The following is an 18532-nucleotide window of genomic DNA, read 5'->3' on the forward strand; positions in this document are numbered from 1 at the left end:
CTACTCCAGATTGAGTTTCGCGCCGGCGATGACCTGGCCCCAGCGTTTCTTCTCATCGGCAATGAAACGGGCCAGCTGCGCGCTGTCGGCCTGGAACGGCACCATGGATTGCGCCTTCAGCGAGTCCAGCACCTTGGCATCGGACAGGGCCGCCTTGATGAAACCGCTCACGGCTTCGATGGTGGCCGGCGGAGTCTGCGGCGGGGCCGACACGGCGAACCAATTGCCCAGATCGACGGAAGGGCCGCCTTGCTCCTTGAGCGTGGGCAGGTCGCTCCACAGCTCGCTGCGCTGCGCCGCCGCGTAGCCCACCGCGCCGACGTTGCCCGAGCGGTGCGCCATGGCCAGCGGCATGGGCGCCAGGAACAGGTCCACCTCGCCTTTCAGCAGCGCCTGCATGGCGTGCCCGCCTCCTGGATAGGGCACATGCACCATGGCGGGCATCTTCATCTCCTGCTCCAGCAGCAGGGCCCCCAGATGGGCGCTGCAGCCCACGCCCCACGAGGAATAGGTGAGGCTGCGGGTCTTGGCAACGGCCGCCAGCTGGGCCAGGTCGCGCACCTGCAGCCCGGGCCGGACCATCAGCACCGTGCCGATGCGGGCGATGGAAGCCACGGGAATCGCGGCCTCGATCTTCTGCTTGCGGCTGGGATACAGGTACGTGTTGAGAACGCTGGTGTCGAGATTGGTGATCTGGTAGGTCAAGCCGTCGGGCTTGGAGGCGAAGATGACGTCGGCGGTGATGTTGCCCGCCGCTCCCGGGCGGTTCTCGACCACCCAGGGCTGGGTGGAAACCGTCTGCAGGGCCTGCGCGACGATGCGTCCCGCGACATCCGCCCCCCGCCCGGCGCATAAGGAATGATGAGCTTCACGGGCCTGTCAGGCGTCCAGGTGGCTTTCGCGAGGGCCGCGGGCACATGTGCTGCTGCGGGGATTGCGCAGAGCAATCCGAGCAGGCGGCGGCGTGAATAGGAACCTTGTTTCGGTTCGGTGCGGTGGTGCATGAACATGTCTCCGTTTGTGGTGTAGGCGGTCGCTGCTGAGCCGCTGCTGGGGCCTGAGGTGAACAGCGATTTCACTCGGGGCGGAGATTAAGTCTGCAAAATCATTCAAACAATCAATATTTTTTTATACAAAAACATAGGATTTTTGGATGATATTCGGGTGGACTTCAGCCCGCTGTATTCCTGGGAGCCGCTGCACTGCCAGTCCCGCCTGCCCACCGTGCCGGGCGCTACCTGGGCGCTGCGCGTGCCGCACGCCGACGTTGCGCGCGTGAGGCCGCGCTATGGCCGCCTGCTGGAGCCAGAACCCCTGTGCGGCGCCGCCAGCCAGCAACCGGCCTCCCGCCAACTGCAGGACATGCTGGCTGCCGAGGGCGCCAGCTACCAGGAAGCGCTGCGGCACACCCGCCTGCGGGCATCCCGTGCCATGCTGCAAGAGCCGCGCAACGCGGGCAAGGCCATCCCGGCCATCGCGCACGCATGCGGGTTCCCGGAGGCATCGGCACTCAGCCGCGCATTCCGCCAGCACTACGGCATGACGTCGGGGCAGGTGCGTTGGGTGCATCCCAAACCATAGCTGCCAGCGCTTGAATGGCAAGCGATAGAGGCCATTTCCATCAAATCCAGCGACGTCCCGCACCTGCCTGCGCAGAGCAGAAAAAAAGCCCGGCACGAAGGCCGGGCACAAGAGGAGATTGCTTGCAATGAGAACGTGGGTCAGCGCCCGCGCCGTCGGCGCAGCCGCGCGCCGGCTCCCGCCAGCAGCGCCGACAGTCCCACCAGCCCCGCTGGGCCCAGCACGGGAATGGACGCCGGGCCGCCCGGGCCCGGCGGCGGCATCGCCGGTGCGGCCACGCGCGTGATCTGCATGAACGGGTTGCTGCCGACGCCGTAGGAAATGCTGTACCACACCCCCGGCGCGTTGCTGGCCTCGATCAGCGAGCCGGTGGCGGGCAGGCCCGCGAAGCGGCCCGAGAGCAGGGCGAAATCGGTGTAGGCCGCCAGCGTGCGCATGAAGCCGATGGCGTCGGGGTTGGCAGGGTCTTCCACCACGATGCGCAGCGTGGCGCCGTTCAGCGCCAGACCGTTTTGCGCCACCAGGTGGCCGGAGTCGTAGGTGGTGGACGCAAGGTATTCCAGCGTGGAACCTGCCGCCAGGGTGGCCGCGCCCGTCGTCACCGTCAGGCTGCCCACGGTGCTGCCCGCCACGGCGCCGGTGGGCGGCTCGGACACGGCCAGCGTGCCGCCTGCGGCGACGGTCAGGGTGCTGGCTTTCACGGCCTGGCCCGCTGACAGGCGGCTGCCCGCGCCTACGGTGATGGGGCCTTCGCCCACGACGACCGTTGCATTGATGCGGGCATGGGCGTCGCCTGTCACCTGGATGTTGCCGGGTGCCTCGATGCTGTCGAGGCTGCCGATTTCCGCCAGGCCGCTGCCGTGGATGGTGACCGAGCCAGTGCCCTCGCCGCTGATGACGGCACCGCTGGCCGAGAAAGGCGCGGTAATGTCCGTCAGGTTGTGCACCCACAGCGTGCCGCTCAGGTCATAACCCGCCGCGAAGGTCGCGTCCACAAAGGCCTCGAACAGATCGGCATTCACGCTCTTGCTGGGGGCGCTGGCCGGAAAGACCAGTGAGTCTCCCGTCGTGGGGCCGCCCCCGCAGTCCCAGTTGGCCGTGTTGGACATGGCGCTGGTGCCGCCCGTGCCCGTCCAGGTGCACAGCGCCGCCTGGGCCTGGCCGTGCAGCGCGGCCAGGGCGAGCGCCGCAGCGCAGATCGCCGTGCGGCGAAGGGGTGGAAAAGTCAGGTGCATCGCAAGTCGTCCTCGGAGAGAGTCAGAGGGGAATAGAAATCAGCGCCCGCGCCGCCGCGCGGCACCCAGGCCCGCCAGCAGCAGGGACAGCAGCGCCAGCCCGCCGCCTTCCAGCGTGGGCACGGCGGCAATCTGCCCGCCACCGTCTGGATTGGCGGGGGGCATTCCGGGGTCCACCGGCGGCGGTCCCGCCGTCACGCTCAGGGTGAAGGGCGCGCTGGCCGTGCCGTCCTTGTCCGTGGCTTGCAAGGTGAAGGCGTATTCGCCCGCCGCAGTGGGCGTGCCCGACAGCAGGCCGGTGGCGGTGTTGAAGCCCACGCCCGGCGGCAGCGCGCCCATGAGCGTGTAGGACAGGATGGGGTCGCCATCGGTGGCGATCACGTACTGCGCCAGGCCGTGGCTCAAGGGCTGGTGGACCTGCACGGCGGCGCTGCCGGGGCCGACGGTGGGCGGGCTGCTGGCGGGCAGGTTGCCCTGCACCGCCACGCATCGCGAGAACTCCGAGCTGGCGCGGTAGCCGTTGTTGCCGATGCGTGTGGCCGTCATCGTCACGTGCGTGTGGCCGGGCGGCATGGCGGGCAGGGCCAGCGCGCCCGCCACCGCGCCGCTGGGGAAGGTCTGCACCTGGGTCGCGCCCAGCCACGCCTGGCCCTCGCCGTAGCCCGTGGGGTCGCAGGCGGTGTTGGCGAACACCTCCAGTCGGTAGTCGGCGCTGGGGTCGGCGTTCAGCAGCGTGTAGAGCACCTGCGTGTCTGCCAGGGTGCCGGTGGCGCCGCCGATCAGCGGCGGGCGCTGCGCCCACACGGGCTGGGGCTGGGCGGGGTCGGCGCCCTGATTGAAGGCCGTGTCGAGGATTTCGATGCCTAAAGCACCGTTGCCGTGGATGCGGTTGCCCTGCCAGTTGTGTCCCTGCGGGTAGGCCACGTAGATGTTGTCGCGCTCCAACCGGATGCCGTTGCCGCCCCAGTGGGCGATGGTGTTGCCCTCGCCCGCGCCCGTGCCGCCCACGGCGGTGTAGCGGGGGAAGGACTGGTTGATGTTGCCCGCGTTGCGGATGAAGACGCCGTGCCCGCTGCCCGCAATGGGGCTGCTGCCGTCCGCGCCTACGCCGATGCGGTTGCCTTGCAGCCGGTTCCCGTCGCTTTCGTTGCTGATGTCGATGCCATGCTGCGCCGCGCCGATCACGTTGCCCTGCACCGTGTTGCTGTCGCCGCCTATGGCAACGCCAGTGCCCGTGGCGCGCGGGCTGTTGCCGCTGCGGTCGGTGCCGATCAGGTTGTTGCGCACCTGGCTGTTGCCCGTGTAGTTGGCGACGCCGATGCCGCCGGGGCTGGCGACGATGAGGTTGCGGTTGGCCAGCGCATCGGCATCGTCGCTGCCGATGCGGGTGAGCAGGGCCTTGTTGAAGACCGCGACGCCCCGCTCGTTCGCCAGCAGGCCCGTGGCATCGTCCCCCGCGCCGCTGCCGTCGGTGCCGATAAAGTTGCCGTGGATGCGCACGCCGTTCAGGCCGTTGGTGATGTTGTTGGCGCTGACCAGCACGCCCGTGTAGTTGAACCGCGTGACCGCCACGCCGCGCAGCACCGAATCGGCCGCGCCCGGCAGGAAGCGCAGTCCGCTCGCGTTGGGTGTGGCGACGTTCGCGCCGTCGATGCGCACGGTGATGACGGCGTTGGTGCCCGTGGCCGAGGTGTTGGGCGTGCCGCCGTTGGTGTAGCCGTCGATGGTCACCGGCCGCGTGATGGCGGGCAGCGGCTCCCCGACGGCAATGGTGGTGGGCACGCCGCCGAAGTCGAAGGCGATGGTGTCCGCGTCGATGTTGGCATTGGCCCGCTCGATGGCGGCGCGCAGCGTGCAGGTGGTGCTGCCGGGGTCGCAGTGCGTGGCGCCACCCAGCGGCGCGTCGCCATTGCTGGTGACGATGAAGGTGGCCGCGTGCGCAGTAGAGGCAGTCAGGGCGGTGCAAAGCAGGGCGCGGAGCATGGCTGTGGTTTGAAGTGTTCTTGGCCTCCAGCGCTTGCTGGGAAAGCGCTGGAAGCTATCGTTTTGGTAGTTCACAGGCTGCGCTTGCGCTGGTCGGCTGTGGTCATGGCGGCGATTCTTCGGAAAGCCCTCCCCGCTGTCTTGACACGGCGCGACGCGCCATTGACCCCACGCGACATGGCGTGGAATCTGCAACACTTCGCCATTTATTGAAGGCAGCAGAGCGCATGGACACACCGCCCGCAGCATCCGACATGACCCCGGCCCCCACGGCGGCGCTACGCCTGGACGGCCTGCCGGGCGACCGTGGTTTGCAGGCCATGCGCGACTACCTGTCCGGCGTGATGCGGGTGGACATCGCGCCGCTGCATGCCGACCGGCCCTTGCACTACCAGGCCACGCTGCGCACCGTGCCGGGCGCGGGCTGGGGCAGCGCGCGGGCCAGCGGCGTGCGCAGCACGCGCACGGCGGCCTTGTGCAAGGACGGGCAGGACGACCTGATGCTGGTTGCGCCTGCGGCGGAGATGCTTATCGAGCAGCCGGGGCGCGAAGCGCTGCGCGTGCGGCCCGGCGAAGCGGCGCTGCTGTCACAGGCGCGGCCCATGCAGATCGTGCAGCAGGCCGGGGCCGCATGGATGCTGCGCGTGCCGCACCGCGACATGGCCCGCATGCTGCCGCGCCTGGGCAGCAGCCCCATGCTGGTGCTGCGTCAGGGCACGCCGATGCTGCAACTGCTGGTGCGCTTCGGCAGGCTCCTCGAATCCGACCCGCTGCACGGCGCGGCCAGCCAGCAACTGGCCGGGCGCCAGTTGCAGGACATGCTGGCGGTGGCCGTGGGCCAGTCGCCGGACTTCGCCGCCTGGGCCGAGCAGCACCGCCTGGCCGCCGTGCGCCTGGCCGCCGTGCGGGCCGACATCGCTGCCCATCTGGGCAGCGGCCGCCTCAGCCTGGACTGGCTGGCGCAGCGCCAGGGCATCTCGGCACGCCATCTGCAGCGCCTGCTGGCGGGCGAGGGCACGAGCTTTCAGGACTTGCTGCGCACGGCCCGCCTGCAGGCCGCCCGCGCCATGCTGCAGGAGCCGCGCAACGCGCAGCGCAGTATCTCGGACATCGCGCACGCCTGCGGGTTTTCCGAAGCCTCGGCGCTCAGCCGGGCGTTCCGGCAGCACTACGGCATGACGCCGGGGCAGGTGCGGTGGGATTTGGGTAAAAACTGACCGCAGCGCTTATGCAGCAAGCGCTGACAGCTATTGGATTGGTAGCGAAATCAGCGCGCCAGCTCTTCCCGCACTGCCGCCACCTGCCGGCGCGACACGGGCAGCAGCTCGGCCAGCCCATGCAGGCGCACCGCCCAGCCTTCGCCCTCGTCGGGGTCCACATGCCGCTCCAGCGCGCGCATGGCGCGGCGAGAGACCAGGGTGTTGCGGTGCACGCGCAGGAAATGCGCGGCGTGGCGCGCTTCCAGCTCGGTCAGTGCGCCGTCGATGACGTAGCTGCGCAGGGCGGTGCGCACCGTGAGGTATTTCTGCTCGGCGCGCAGGTACAGCACGTCGGCCAGGGGCACGCGCTCGGTGCGGCCCTGGGTCTGGATGACCAGCGCCTCGCCGTCGGGCGGCGGCGCGGAGGCGGGGCGCGGTGGTGCGTCGGCCGGGCCGCCCGTGCGGCGCGCCTTGGCCAGGGCCTGCTGCAGGCGTTGCAGGCGCACGGGCTTGGTGAGGTAGTCCACCGCATCGAGCTCGAAGGCGGTCAGGGCATGGTCCGCGTGCGCGGTGACGAAGACGATGGCGGGCGGCTGCGGCAGCTGCTGCAGGTGGTGCGCCAGCGCCAGGCCGTCCTGGCCGGGCATGTGGATGTCGAGCAGCACCACGTCCACGGCGCGGCCGCCGGGGGCGTGCAGCTGGGCCAGGGCGTCGGCGGCGTGTGCGGCCTCGCAGACGCTGTGGTGCTCGCCGCCGCATTGCGCGCAGTCGGCCAGCAGCGTGCGCAGGCGGCTGCGGGCCAGGGGTTCGTCGTCCACGATCAGGATGTGCATGTCAGCTCGGGGGCAGGGAGATGCGGACCTGGTAGAGGCCCTTGTGCGGGCCGGCCTGGAAGTCGCAGTCCACGTCGTGCAGCAGGCGCAGGCGATCGCGCACATTGGCCTGGGCGATGCCGTGGCCGCGCGGCGCACCCGGCGGCGCGTCGTGCGGCTGGGGCGCGGGCACGGTGTTGGTGATGGTCAGCGCCACGCGGCCGGCCTGCAGTTCGGTGGCGATGCGCAGCTTGGCCACGCCGTGCGCGCTGGGCTCCACGCCGTGCTTGACGGCGTTTTCCACCAGCGGCTGCAGCAGCAGCGGCGGCAGGCGCGCGCCGCCCGCGCGCGGGTCCAGCACCCATTGCACGCGCATGCGCTCGCCGAAGCGCACCTGCTCGATGTCCAGGTAGCGGCGCGCCAGGGCGATCTCCTCGTGCAGCGTGGTCCATTCGCCCTGTTCCACCAGGGCATGGCGGAACAGGTCGCTCAGGTCTTCCAGCAGCGCCTCGGCCTTGGCGGGCTCCTCGCGCACAAGGGCGATGGCGCTGTTGAGCGTGTTGAACAGGAAGTGCGGGCGGATGCGCGCCTGCAGTTCGGCCAGGCGCGCCGTGGTGGCGGCCGGGGTGCGCCCGCGCGCGCGCAGCACCAGCGCGGCCACCAGCAGGGCCGAGAGCAGCGCGCCGGTGGCGGCGCTGGCCAGCCACGGCGGCTGCTCGCCCGCCGCGCCGGCCAGGGCCAGCATGCCGCAGGCGTACAGGCCCGCCAGCGTGCCGAGCAGCACGCCCGCCGCGTACTGCATCGGCTCGCGCAGGCGCTGCAGCAGGCGTTTCAGGCTGCAGGCGGTGACCAGCCAGGCCAGCGTGGCGGGCAGGGCGCCGCCGGTGAGCAAAGACACGCGCGCCAGCCATTCGCCGGCCGTGGCCGCGCCGAACAGCGCGCCGACGGCCAGCACGCCTTCCACGAACAGCACCGCGCGCAGCACCACGCCCACGTGGCAGGCGTCGAATACCAGTGCGCGCGCGGCCGGTGCCGGGGCATCGGAAGGCAGCAGGGGGCGGGTCGATAAAATTTGCGTTTCTTGCATCGCGGCATCCGCGTAACCTCCGAATTATTGCCCTCATGTCCTCTTCTTCACCCTCGCAGCCTTCCCAGGACCAGCTCGCCACCAAGGCGCAGGCCTGGTCGGCCCTGTTTTCCGAGCCCATGAGCGATCTGGTCAAGCGCTACACGTCGAGCGTGTTCTTCGACAAGCGCCTGTGGCAGGCTGACATCGCGGGCAGCCTGGCCCACGCCGAGATGCTGGCCGCGCAGGCCATCATCGGCGCGCAGGACCTGGCGGACATCCAGCGCGGCATGGCGCAGATCACGCAGGAGATCGAGCGCGGCGAGTTCGACTGGAAGCTCGACCTGGAGGACGTGCACCTGAACATCGAGGCGCGCCTGACGCAGCTGGTGGGCGACGCCGGCAAGCGCCTGCACACCGGCCGCAGCCGCAACGACCAGGTGGCCACCGACGTGCGCCTGTGGCTGCGCGGCGAAATCGACCTGATCGACGGCCTGCTGTCCGAGCTGCAGCTGGCGCTGGTCGAGGTGGCCGAGAAGAACGTGGAGGTGATCCTGCCTGGCTTCACCCACCTGCAGGTGGCGCAGCCCGTGAGCTTCGCCCACCACCTGCTGGCCTACGTGGAGATGTTCGCACGCGACCAGGAGCGCATGCGGGATGCACGCAAGCGCGTGAACGTGCTGCCCCTGGGCAGCGCCGCGCTGGCCGGCACCACCTACCCGCTGGACCGCGAGCGCGTGGCCCGTACGCTGGGCATGGACGGCGTGTGCCAGAACAGCCTGGACGGCGTGAGCGACCGCGACTTCGCCATCGAGTTCACGGCGGCCGCCAGCCTGTGCATGGTGCACGTGAGCCGCCTGAGCGAGGAACTCATCATCTGGATGAGCCAGAACTTCGGCTTCATCCGCATCGCCGACCGCTTCACCACCGGCTCGTCGATCATGCCGCAGAAGAAGAACCCCGACGTGCCCGAGCTGGCGCGCGGCAAGACCGGCCGCGTGGTGGGCCATCTGATGGGCCTCATCACGCTGATGAAAGGGCAGCCCCTGGCCTACAACAAGGACAACCAGGAGGACAAGGAGCCGCTGTTCGACACCGTGGACACGCTCAAGGACACGCTGCGCATCTTCGCCGAGATGATCGGCGGCCAGGCCAACGCGGCGGGCGTGAAGGAGGGCGGCATCACCGTGAATGCGGAGGCCATGCGCGCCGCCGCGCAAAAGGGCTACGCCACGGCGACCGACCTGGCCGACTATCTGGTCAAGAAGGGCCTGCCGTTCCGCGATGCGCACGAAACCGTGGCCCACGCGGTGAAGGCCGCCACGTCGCACAACGTGGACCTGTCGGAGCTGCCGCTGGCCGTGCTGCAGGGCTTCCACCCCGCCATCGAGAAGGACGTGTTCGATGCCCTGAGCCTGCAGGGCTCGCTGAATGCCCGCAACACGCTGGGCGGCACGGCTCCCGCGCAGGTGCGCACGCAGATCGCACGGCACCGCGCGCGGCTGGCCTGATGCAAAAAGAGGAGCTGGTCACGCTTGCCAATTAAGGGATTCAGGTAGTTTTTTACCTGAAACTGGCTTGTAGAGAGCGCAAGCAGCTCCTGAATTCATAGTCTCTCGCTGGAAACCGCCATGCCCCAGACCCGCCGCCGCCTGCTTGCCGGCGCCCTTGCCGCCAGCGTCCTCGCACCTGCCTGGGCCGATGCGCCCAAGCCGCTGCGCGTGCTGGTGGGCTTTCCGCCCGGCGGCGGCACCGACGCCATCGCCCGCCTGCTGGCCGAGCGGCTCAAGGACCTGCTGGGCGTGCCCGTGGTGGTGGACAACCGCCCCGGCGCGGGCGGGCAGATCGCGGCGCAGGTGCTGAAAAGCGCGCCGGCCGACGGCAGTACCGTCTTCCTCACGCACGACCACACCATCTCCATCCTGCCGCAGGTGGTGAAGCACCCCGGCTTCGATCCGGCGCGCGACTTCGTGGCGGCGGGCGGCTTCGCCACCTTCGTCAACGCGCTGGCGCTCTCCGCCGGCACGCCGGCGCAGGGTTTCACCGGCTACGTGGACTGGGTTCGGCGCGAAAAGGGTGGCAAGAGCGCCGTGGGCATCCCCGCGCCGGCGTCCACGCCCGAATTCCTGGTGCGGCTGCTGGGCCAGCGCTACGGGCTGGACTTGGTGGCCGTGCCCTACAAGGGTGCCGCGCCGCTGATGTCCGACATGCTGGGCAACCAGATCCCGGCCGGCGTGGGCTCGGTGCAGGACTTCATCGAGAACCACCGCGCGGGCAAGCTGCGCGCGGTGGCCGTGCTGGGCGCCAGGCGCCAGGCCGCGCTGCCGGACGTGCCCACCTTCGCCGAGCTGGGCCTGCCCGGCTTCGAGGACACGCCGTACTACGGCTTCTACGCCCCCGCCGGCACGCCGGCCGCCTTCCTGCAGCGCTTTTCCGACGCGCTCGCCCGGGCCGTGGCGCAGGACGACGTGCGCGCGCACCTCACCGCGATGGGCCTCACCGTGGGCGCGATGACACCCGCGCAGCTGGCCGCGCGCGAGCATGCCTACACGGCCGTGTGGGCCAGGATCATCCGGGACAGCGGCTTCCGGCCCCAGTAGCGCGCCATGGCGCGCGGCGAATTTGTAAAAAGGGGTTTCTCCGGGGAATGTCTGGATCCACAATCCATCCCACGCCGCTGCACCCCCTTGGAACCGCCATGCTCCTTCACCGGTCCGCTTCCCTGTTACGCGCCCGCGCCGCCATGGGCCTGGCGCTTGCGGCGCTGGCCCTGGCCGGCCACGCCGCCACGGTGCAGGAACAGGCGCTGCCCGCGCCCTACGCGCGCTGGCAGTCGAGCATGGAGTCGTTCGCCGCGGCCGACCAGGCACAGCCCCCGCAGCCGGGCGGCGTGCTGTTCGTCGGCAGTTCCACCATCCGCCTGTGGTCGGACCTGCGCGAGGACTTCCGCGAGCTGCCGGTGGTCATCAACCGGGGCTTCGGCGGCTCCACCATGGACGACTGCCACTATTTCGTGAAGAGTCTGGTGGTGCAGTACCGCCCGCGCCACGTGATGGTCTACGCGGGCGACAATGACCTGGCCGAAGGCCGCACGCCGCAGCAGGTGCTGGAGAGCTTCCGCGCCTTCGCAGAGGCGGTGCGCACGGCACTGCCGGACACGCGCATCAGCTACATCTCCATCAAGCCCAGCCCGCTGCGCGCGGCGCTGCTGCCGCGCATGCGCGAGGCCAACGCCCTGCTGGCCGGCTACGTGCGCACGCTGCCGCGCAGCGACTACATCGACATCTTCACCCCCATGCTGGCCGCCGACGGCGCTCCGCGTGCCGAGTTGTTCGGACCCGACCGGCTGCACATGAACGACGCGGGCTACGACCTGTGGCGCTCGGTCATCGGCGCCTACGTGGCGCAGGACGTGCCGCCGGTGCACCTCAGCGCGGGGCGCTGAGTCCGCGCGCCGCGGGCGGCGAGGGATCGTCGTCCGGCCGGTCCAGCCACAGCGTGATCCGCGCCACGGCGTAAAGCGTGCCGAAGCACGCGGCCAGCAGCGCCAGGTCCTGCGGCCAGGGCCGCTCGTAGTCGGCCCCCAGCAGGCCCAGCGCCAGCAGCACCACCACCAGGTGGGCGCAGAACACCGCGAGCGAAGCCGAGCCCAGCGTCTCCAGCCAGTGCAGGCGCGGCAGCCGCACCAGCAGCGCCGGGCCGAAGCGGATCGCCAGGACGGTCAGCGCGAACAGGTCGATCAGCCGCAGCGGCGCCAGCAGCCATTTGTCGAACAGCGGATTGAGCCCGCTGCCCTGCGGGAACGGCACCTGCCCGACCGCTTGCCGCCACACCAGGCACACCAGCGCCACGGCGCCCGCTGCCCATAGAGACCAGCGCGGGAACGCGAAGGGCGGGGCCTGCGGGTCGTTGCGGCTGGTGCCCATCCACAGGCCCATGATCCAGAGGAACTGCCAGGCCCACATGTTGAATGCGCCCGTCTCGCTGAACGGCACCGACAGCGGGATCGCGTCGATGAAATGGCCGTAGAGCCACTCGGACAGGCCGAACTGCGCCAGCAGCCACAGCAGGATGCTCGCGGCCATCACCGGCGCCCAGCCGTGGCGCAGCGCGAAGGTCATCAGCCAGGGACTGGCCAGCATGAACAGGATGTAGAGCGGCAGGATGTCGAGCAGCGGCGGCTCGTACACCAGCAGCAGGCCGCCGACCAGCGCCTCCAGCGGCTTGTCGAGGTAAAAACTCATCAGCATCGTCACGGCGGGCTGGTCCACCTTGAGGCCGATGAAGGCGATCACCGTGAACAGGAACAGCAGCAGCGCCGATTGGCACGCATAGATCGTGACCGCGCGCCGCCAGAAGGCGCGGCGCATGGCCGGCACGCCCTTGCGCAGGGCCTGGCGCCCGTACACCAGCCCCGCCATGCAGGCCGACAGCAGCACGAAGCCTTCCGCCGCCGAGACGTAGCCGAACGGCTGCCCCAGCGGCATGGTCAGCCGCGTGGGCAGGTGCGTGAGAGTCATCAGCACCAGCATGAGGCCGCGGACGGCATCGATTTCCCAGCGGCGGGTGGAGGAGGGCGCGGGCATGGAAGGAGGGCGTGGAGGGGCGTGTACCGCATTGTGGGCGGCCCCCGCCGGGCGGCGTGTAGGCGATCCGGCCGGTTGCCTGCGCGGTGGGATGGGCTACGCTTGCGGCTTGCGCGCTGCGCAGCAACTTTCCTGAAGCACATGGCGAAAAAAACCTATCTCTACGCAACGCTCATGTCCCTGGCCCTGGCCGCCGCCGGAGCGGCCCAGGCCCTCACCGTGACCAGCCTGTCGCCCCAGGGCGAAGTGGCGCGCGTGCGCCAGGTGGCGGCCAAGTTCGACGCCGCCGCCGTGCAGTTCGGCGACCCCAAGGCGCCCGCGCCCTTCGCCGTGGCCTGCAGCGACGCCGATGCCGCCAAGGGCGCCGGCCGCTGGACCAGCGAGCGCGAGTGGGTCTACGACTTCGCGCAGGACCTGCCCCCGGGCGTGCGCTGCACGGTCAGCGCCCGATCAGGGTTCAAATCGGCCTCCGGCGCCCAGCTGTCAAGCGCGAGCAGCTATCAATTCAATACCGGCGGGCCGTTCGTGCAGAACATCCGCCCGGGCACCTGGCAGGCCATCGACGAGGAGCAGTTCTTCGTCCTGCAACTGAACGGCGCGGCCACCACCGCCAGCGTGCGCGAGCACGTGTGGTGCGCGGCCGACGGCGTGGGCGAGCGCATTCCCGTGCGCCTCATCGAAGGCGCGCAGCGCGCCGAGCTGCTGCAGTCGCTGCACCTGGACAAGGCCGCTGCCGCTGCGCCGCTGCGCTATGCCACGCTGGCTTGCACGCGCCGGCTCACGGCGGGCAGCAAGATGCAGCTCGTGTTCGGCAAGGGCGTGGCCACCGAGAGCGGCGTGGCCAACAGCGTGGAAAAGCGCTTCGACTTCACGGTGCGCCAGCCCTTCAGCGCCGACTTCGGCTGCGAGCGCGAGAACGCCCAGGCCGCCTGCCTGCCGATCCGGCCCATGCGCCTGTCGTTCAACGCGCCGGTGCCCGTCAAGCTCGCGCAGGGCATCCGCCTCAAGGGCGGCGGGCAGACGTTCGCGCCCACGGTCGAGGACGGCGCCGAGGGCGACTCCGTCGTCACCGGCATCACCTTCCCCGCGCCGCTGGCCGCGCAGACGCAGTTCACGCTGGAGCTGCCCGCGGGGTTCAAGGACGCGTCGGGCCGCCCGCTGGTCAACGCGCAGAGCTTCCCGCTCCAGGTGGCCACGGGGGCATGCCGCCGCTGGCCAAGTTCGCCGCGTCGCCCTTCGGCGTGGTGGAGCGCTATGCCGAGGGACCCGATGGCCCGGCGCTGCTGCCCGTCACGCTGCGCAACGTGGAGGCGCAGCTCGCCGTGCAGGGCCTGCAGCCCGGCGCGGGCAAGGTCAGCACCCTCCAGCCCGAGAGCGACAAGGACATCATCGCCTGGATGCGCAAGGTGGAGCGCTACGACGCCTATGCCGTCTCGCGCAAGCAGGCCGGCCGGGACGTGAGCGGCCCGCTGCCCAAGGTGCTGGAAGAGGGCGACAAAAACCACGTGCAGACGCGCATGCTCTCGCTGCTCGCGGGCGCACAAGGCGTGAAGACGCTGGACATCCCCAAGCCCGCCAGTGGCGATCCGCGCCCCTTCGAGGTCGTGGGCATTCCGCTGCCCGCGGGCTTCCACGTGGTGGAGATCGCTTCGCCGCTGCTCGGCCAGTCGCTGCTCGACGAGCGCCACGGCGCGTCGCGCACCATGTACGTGCGCACCACGGCGCTGGTGACCAACCTGGGCGTGCACTTCAAGCTGGGCCGCGAGAACGCCGTGGCCTGGGTGACTACGCTGGACAAGGGCCAGCCCGTGGCCGGCGCGAAGGTGCGCGTGTCCGCCTGCGACGGGCGCGAGCTGGCCACGGCCACCACCAACGCCGATGGCGTGGCCGCGCTGCAAGGTCTGTCGCCCGAGCCGCCCCAGTGCCACGGCGAAGGCGAGTGGCGCAATGCCTACTTCGTCAGCGCACGTGCGCAAGACGACATGGCCTTCACCTGGAGCGACTGGCAGCGCGGCATCGAGCCCTGGCGCTTCAACGTGCCCACCAGCAGCGAGCCGCGCCCCGACGAGGTGGCCCACACCGTCTTCGACCGCACGCTGCTGCGCGCGGGCGAGACCGTGTCGATGAAGCACCTGCTGCGCGCCCAGAACAGCCGCGGTTTCGCGCTGCCCGAAGCGCGTCCGGAGCAGCTCGTCATCACCCACGTGGGCAGCGGCCAGCAGTTCATGCAGCCGCTCGCGTGGCGCAAGACGGGCACGGGCGGCCTGTCCGCGACCAGCGAATTCGCCGTGCCGCCGGCGGCCAAGCTGGGCCTGTACCAGGTGGAGCTGCGCGGCGTGGGCGAGGGCCGGTCCTTCGAGTCCGGCAGTTTCCGCGTGGAGGAATTCCGCCTGCCGGTGTTCGAAGGCCGCGTGGCGCCGGCCGAGAAAAGCCCCTGGTGCGCGCGCGCTCCGTGCCCACCGACGTGCAGGTCGGCTACGTGGCGGGCGGCGGCGCGGCCGGGCTGCCCGTGCGCGTGTCGGCCATGGTGCGCGGCAAGTCCCTGCAGTTCGGCGACTTCGACGCCTTCAGCTTCCAGCCGCCGCGCAGGAAGGGCCAATCCGGTGATTCCAGCGACGACGAGGAGCCCGCTGCCAGCCGCGATACGCGCGTGATCGCCGACAAGCTGCCGCTCACGCTCGACAAGAATGGCACGGGCCGCATCGCCATCGACAACGTGCCCGCCGCGCGCCAGGCGCAGGACCTGGTGCTCGAAGCCACCTACGCCGACCCCAACGGCGAGGTGCAGACCCTGCGCAGCACGCACACGCTCTGGCCCGCGGCCGTGGTCGCGGGTGTGAAGACCGAGGGCTGGGCCTCGGCGTCGAGCCGCGTGCGCTTCCAGGCGCTGGCACTGGGGCTGGACGGCAAGGCGCAGGAGGGCGTCCCGCTGGCGGTGCAGGCCATCGCGCGCATCACCACCACCAGCCGCAAGCGCATGGTGGGGGGCTTCTACAGCTACGACAACAAGACCGATACCAAGGATTTGGGCACCGTCTGTACCGGCAAGAGCGACAGCCGCGGCCTGCTACTGTGCGATGCCAAGCTCGACGAGCCCGGCGAAGTGGAACTGGTCGTGACCGCGCGCGACAAGGACGGCAACGAGGCGCAGGCCGCGTCCTCCGTCTGGGTCACGCGCCAGGGCGAACTCTGGTTCGGCGGCGAGGACCACGACCGCATCGACGTGCTGCCCGAGAAGAAGAGCTACCAGCCCGGCGAGACCGCGCGCCTGCAGGTGCGCATGCCGTTCCGCTACGCCACCGCGCTGGTCAGCGTGGAGCGCGAGGGCGTGATCGAGACGCGCGTGGTGAAGCTCAATGGGCAGGACCCTACGGTGCAGCTCAAGATCGAGGAAGGCTGGAGCCCCAACGTCTACGTGAGCGTGCTCGCCTTGCGCGGGCGCTTGCGCGAGGTGCCGTGGTACAGCTTCTTCACCTGGGGCTTCAAGGCGCCGCGCGAGTGGTGGAGCGCCTTCTGGTACGAGGGCCGCGAATACGTCGCGCCCACGGCGATGGTGGACCTGTCCAAGCCCGCCTACCGCCTGGGCCTGGCCGAGCTGCGCGTGGGCCACGCGGCGCACCAGATCGCCGTGAAGGTCGCGGCCGACAGGGAAAGCTACCCAGTGCGCGGCAAGGCGCAGGTCACGATCTCGGCCACGCTGCCGAACGGCAAGCCCGCCGCCGGGGCCGAGGTGGCGCTGGCAGCCGTCGACCAGGCGCTGCTGGAGCTGATGCCCAACCAGAGCTGGAACCTGCTCGAAGCCATGCTGCAGCGCCGCTCCTGGGGCGTCTCCACCTCCACTGCGCAGATGGAGATCATCGGCCGCCGCCACTACGGCAAGAAGGCCGTGCCCGCGGGCGGCGGCGGGGGCCGCGCGCAGACGCGCGAGCTGCTCGACACGCTGCTGCTGTGGCAGCCCGCGATCCAGCTCGACGCGCAAGGGCAGGCGAAGGTGACGGTGCCGCTCAATGACGCGCTCACCACGTTCAGGATCGTCGCTGTGGCCGATGCGGGTACGGGCCTGTTCGGCACCGGCGCCACGAGCATCCGCGCCACGCAGGACCTGCAGATCATCAGCGGCCTTCCGCCGCTGGTGCGCGAGGACGACCAGTTCCGCGCCCAGCTCACGCTGCGCAATACCACGCAGAAGGCCATGAAGGTGGAAGTCGCGCCGCGCGCCACGCTGCTCCAGCTCGACAAGCAGACCGTGGACATCCCGCCCGGCGAGGCGCGCGAGGTGGCCTGGAATGTCACCGCGCCCGCGCAGCTCGGCACCACGCGCGCGCAGGCGCTGATGTGGGAGATCGAGGCACGCGACACGCTGGGCGGCGCGAAGGACGCGCTCAAGGCCAGCCAGCGCCTGATCCCCGCCGTGCCGCTCACGGTGCAGCAAGCGACGCTGGTGCAGGTGGATGGCACCTACAACCTCGACGTGGCACCGCCCAAGGACGCGATCCCCGGCCGGGGCGGCCTGAAGATGTCGCTGCAGCCCAGGCTGGCCGAAGGCCTGCCCGGCGTGCGCGACTGGTGGGCCAACTACCCCTTCATCTGCCTGGAGCAAAAGACCAGCAAGGCCGTGGGCCTGCGCGACGGCAAGCTCTGGCAGACCGTGGTGGCGCAACTGCCCACGTATCTGGATGGCGACGGCCTCGCCAGCTACTTCCCGCCGCATGACGGCGCTGCCCGCCGGGGCAGCGACACGCTCACCGCCTACCTGCTCGCCGCCTCGCACGAGGCGTCATCCTTGCATGCCGAATTCGCGTTGCCCGCCGAAGCGCGCGAGCCCATGGAGCGCGGCCTGATCGCCTTCGTCGAAGGCCGCATCCAGCGCGACTTCTGGAGCCCGCGCAAAGACCTGGACATGCGCAAGCTCGCCGCCATCGAGGCGCTCTCGCGCTACGGCAAGGCCCAGGCGCGCATGCTGGGCAGCATCACCATCGCGCCCAACCAGTGGCCCACGCACACGGTGATCGACTGGGTGAACATCCTCAAGCGTGTCGATGGCGTGCCCCAGCGCGACCAGCGCCTGGCCGAAGCCATGAACGTGCTGAAAGCCCGCCTGTCGTACCAAGGCACCAAGCTGATCTTCAGCACCGAGCAGGACGACTACTGGTGGTGGCTCATGCAGAACGGCGACGTGAACACCGCGCGCCTGATGCTTGCGGTGATGGACGACCCGGCGTGGAAGGACGACATGGGGCGCCTGGCCAACGGCTTCATCCTGCGCCAGCAGGGCGGCGCGTGGTACACCACCACGGCCAACCTGTGGGGCGGCCTGGCGCTGGAGAAATTCAGCGCGAAGTTCGAGGCCACGCCCGTCTCGGGCACCACCCGGGCGGCCATAGGCGCCAATGCGGCGAGCGTGGATTGGGCCAAGGTCGAGCGCATCAAGGCGAGCGACGCCAGCGGCGCCGCGCACCAGACCACGTGGTTCGGTGCACCCGCCGCCCCAGGCAACTACCGCAACAACGGCATGTTCCTGCCCTGGAACGGGAACGACCGCCTGGCCGTCACGCACCAGGGCACGGGAAAGCCCTGGCTCACGCTGCAGTCGGTCGCGGCCATCGCGCTCAAGGAGCCGTTCAGCGCCGGATACACGATCCGCCGCACCGTCACGCCCGTGGAGCAGGCCGACAAGAGCCTGCCCGCCGGCCAGTACACGCGCGGCGACGTGCTGCGTGTGGCGCTGGAGGTGACCGGCACGGCCGACATGACCTGGGTGGCGGTCACCGACCCCGTGCCGGCGGGCGCCACCATCCTCGGCAGCGGCCTGGGGCGCGATTCCGAGATCGCCACGCAGGGCGAGAAGCGCTCCGGCTACGGCTGGCCCGCGTTCGAGGAGCGCGCCTTCGAGGCCTTCCGCAGCTACTACGAGTACCTGCCCAAGGGCACGGTGAAGATGGAATACACCGTGCGCCTGAACAACGCGGGCGAGTTCCAGCTTCCGCCCAGCCGCGTGGAGGCGCTCTACGCGCCCGAGATGTTCGGCGAGGCGCCCAACGCGCGGGTGAAGGTGGTGCAGCCCTGAAGG

Annotated in this window: 11 protein-coding genes and 1 pseudogene; 6 read left to right on the forward strand and 6 right to left on the reverse strand. The window is 70.4% G+C overall.

All coding sequences use genetic code 11. From position 1 onward, the window contains the following. A complete protein-coding gene (locus tag AAG689_RS03190; protein ID WP_406626276.1) occupies window positions 1–819 on the reverse strand; it encodes a tripartite tricarboxylate transporter substrate binding protein in 819 nt (272 codons plus the stop codon). Window positions 820–1164: 345 nt separating this feature from the next. Between AAG689_RS03190 and AAG689_RS03195 the strand changes: the two genes are divergently transcribed. Continuing rightward, on the forward strand, window positions 1165–1581 hold the full coding sequence (locus tag AAG689_RS03195) for a helix-turn-helix domain-containing protein (RefSeq protein WP_406624729.1): 417 nt from the start codon (window positions 1165–1167) through the stop codon (window positions 1579–1581). A gap of 140 nt (window positions 1582–1721) precedes the next feature. On the opposite strand, the gene AAG689_RS03200 is transcribed toward AAG689_RS03195, so the two are convergent. Together AAG689_RS03200 and AAG689_RS03205 are read right to left on the reverse strand one after the other, a co-directional pair. Then, the gene (locus AAG689_RS03200; protein ID WP_406624730.1) at window positions 1722–2816 is read right to left on the reverse strand and encodes an IPTL-CTERM sorting domain-containing protein; all 1095 of its coding nucleotides are present in this window, start codon (window positions 2814–2816) and stop codon (window positions 1722–1724) included. A 39-nt stretch (window positions 2817–2855) separates the two neighbouring features. Then, window positions 2856–4799, reverse strand: a complete 1944-nt coding sequence (locus tag AAG689_RS03205; protein ID WP_406624731.1) for an IPTL-CTERM sorting domain-containing protein — start codon at window positions 4797–4799, stop codon at window positions 2856–2858. Between the two features lie 227 nt (window positions 4800–5026). Between AAG689_RS03205 and AAG689_RS03210 the strand changes: the two genes are divergently transcribed. Next, entirely contained in the window at window positions 5027–6016 is a 990-nt protein-coding gene (locus AAG689_RS03210; protein WP_406624732.1) for an AraC family transcriptional regulator, read from the forward strand. Between the two features lie 50 nt (window positions 6017–6066). Here the strand turns inward: AAG689_RS03210 and AAG689_RS03215 are convergent, their stop codons facing one another. Then, the gene (locus AAG689_RS03215) at window positions 6067–6831 is read right to left on the reverse strand and encodes a LytR/AlgR family response regulator transcription factor (RefSeq protein WP_406624733.1); all 765 of its coding nucleotides are present in this window, start codon (window positions 6829–6831) and stop codon (window positions 6067–6069) included. 1 nt (window position 6832) lies between these two features. Further along, window positions 6833–7897, reverse strand: coding sequence for a sensor histidine kinase (locus AAG689_RS03220; protein ID WP_406624734.1), 1065 nt, complete (start codon window positions 7895–7897; stop codon window positions 6833–6835). A gap of 35 nt (window positions 7898–7932) precedes the next feature. Between AAG689_RS03220 and argH the strand changes: the two genes are divergently transcribed. The 3 genes from argH (at window position 7933) to AAG689_RS03235 (ending at window position 11321) form a co-directional block, all read left to right on the forward strand. Continuing rightward, window positions 7933–9387: an argininosuccinate lyase gene (argH, locus tag AAG689_RS03225; RefSeq protein ID WP_406624735.1), complete on the forward strand. Its 1455-nt coding sequence runs from the start codon at window positions 7933–7935 to the stop codon at window positions 9385–9387. A gap of 120 nt (window positions 9388–9507) precedes the next feature. After that, complete coding sequence (locus AAG689_RS03230; protein ID WP_406624736.1) at window positions 9508–10476, forward strand: Bug family tripartite tricarboxylate transporter substrate binding protein; 969 nt, start codon at window positions 9508–9510, stop codon at window positions 10474–10476. 143 nt (window positions 10477–10619) lie between these two features. Next, a complete protein-coding gene (locus AAG689_RS03235; RefSeq protein ID WP_406624737.1) occupies window positions 10620–11321 on the forward strand; it encodes an SGNH/GDSL hydrolase family protein in 702 nt (233 codons plus the stop codon). Here AAG689_RS03235 and AAG689_RS03240 read toward each other — a convergent pair. Continuing rightward, window positions 11305–12462: an OpgC domain-containing protein gene (locus AAG689_RS03240; RefSeq protein WP_406624738.1), complete on the reverse strand. Its 1158-nt coding sequence runs from the start codon at window positions 12460–12462 to the stop codon at window positions 11305–11307. The genes AAG689_RS03235 and AAG689_RS03240 overlap by 17 nt on opposite strands. Before the next feature lie 174 nt (window positions 12463–12636). On the opposite strand from AAG689_RS03240, the pseudogene AAG689_RS03245 reads away from it, so the two are divergent. Continuing rightward, window positions 12637–18529: pseudogene (locus tag AAG689_RS03245) on the forward strand (alpha-2-macroglobulin family protein). Window positions 18530–18532 lie beyond the last annotated feature (3 nt).

It is taken from the genome of Acidovorax sp. SDU_ACID1, assembly GCF_045291395.1.
Classification (GTDB): Bacteria; Pseudomonadota; Gammaproteobacteria; order Burkholderiales; family Burkholderiaceae_C; genus MR-S7.

Excerpts from the sequence above, each read along its gene's own strand:
- AAG689_RS03200 (WP_406624730.1), bottom strand. The coding sequence starts at position 2,816 with ATGCACCTGACTTTTCCACCCCTTCGCCGCACGGCGATCTGCGCTGCG.
- AAG689_RS03205 (WP_406624731.1), bottom strand. The coding sequence starts at position 4,799 with ATGCTCCGCGCCCTGCTTTGCACCGCCCTGACTGCCTCTACTGCGCAC.
- AAG689_RS03210 (WP_406624732.1), top strand. The coding sequence starts at position 5,027 with ATGGACACACCGCCCGCAGCATCCGACATGACCCCGGCCCCCACGGCG.
- AAG689_RS03215 (WP_406624733.1), bottom strand. The coding sequence starts at position 6,831 with ATGCACATCCTGATCGTGGACGACGAACCCCTGGCCCGCAGCCGCCTG.
- AAG689_RS03220 (WP_406624734.1), bottom strand. The coding sequence starts at position 7,897 with ATGCAAGAAACGCAAATTTTATCGACCCGCCCCCTGCTGCCTTCCGAT.
- argH (WP_406624735.1), top strand. The coding sequence starts at position 7,933 with ATGTCCTCTTCTTCACCCTCGCAGCCTTCCCAGGACCAGCTCGCCACC.
- AAG689_RS03230 (WP_406624736.1), top strand. The coding sequence starts at position 9,508 with ATGCCCCAGACCCGCCGCCGCCTGCTTGCCGGCGCCCTTGCCGCCAGC.
- AAG689_RS03235 (WP_406624737.1), top strand. The coding sequence starts at position 10,620 with ATGGGCCTGGCGCTTGCGGCGCTGGCCCTGGCCGGCCACGCCGCCACG.
- AAG689_RS03240 (WP_406624738.1), bottom strand. The coding sequence starts at position 12,462 with ATGCCCGCGCCCTCCTCCACCCGCCGCTGGGAAATCGATGCCGTCCGC.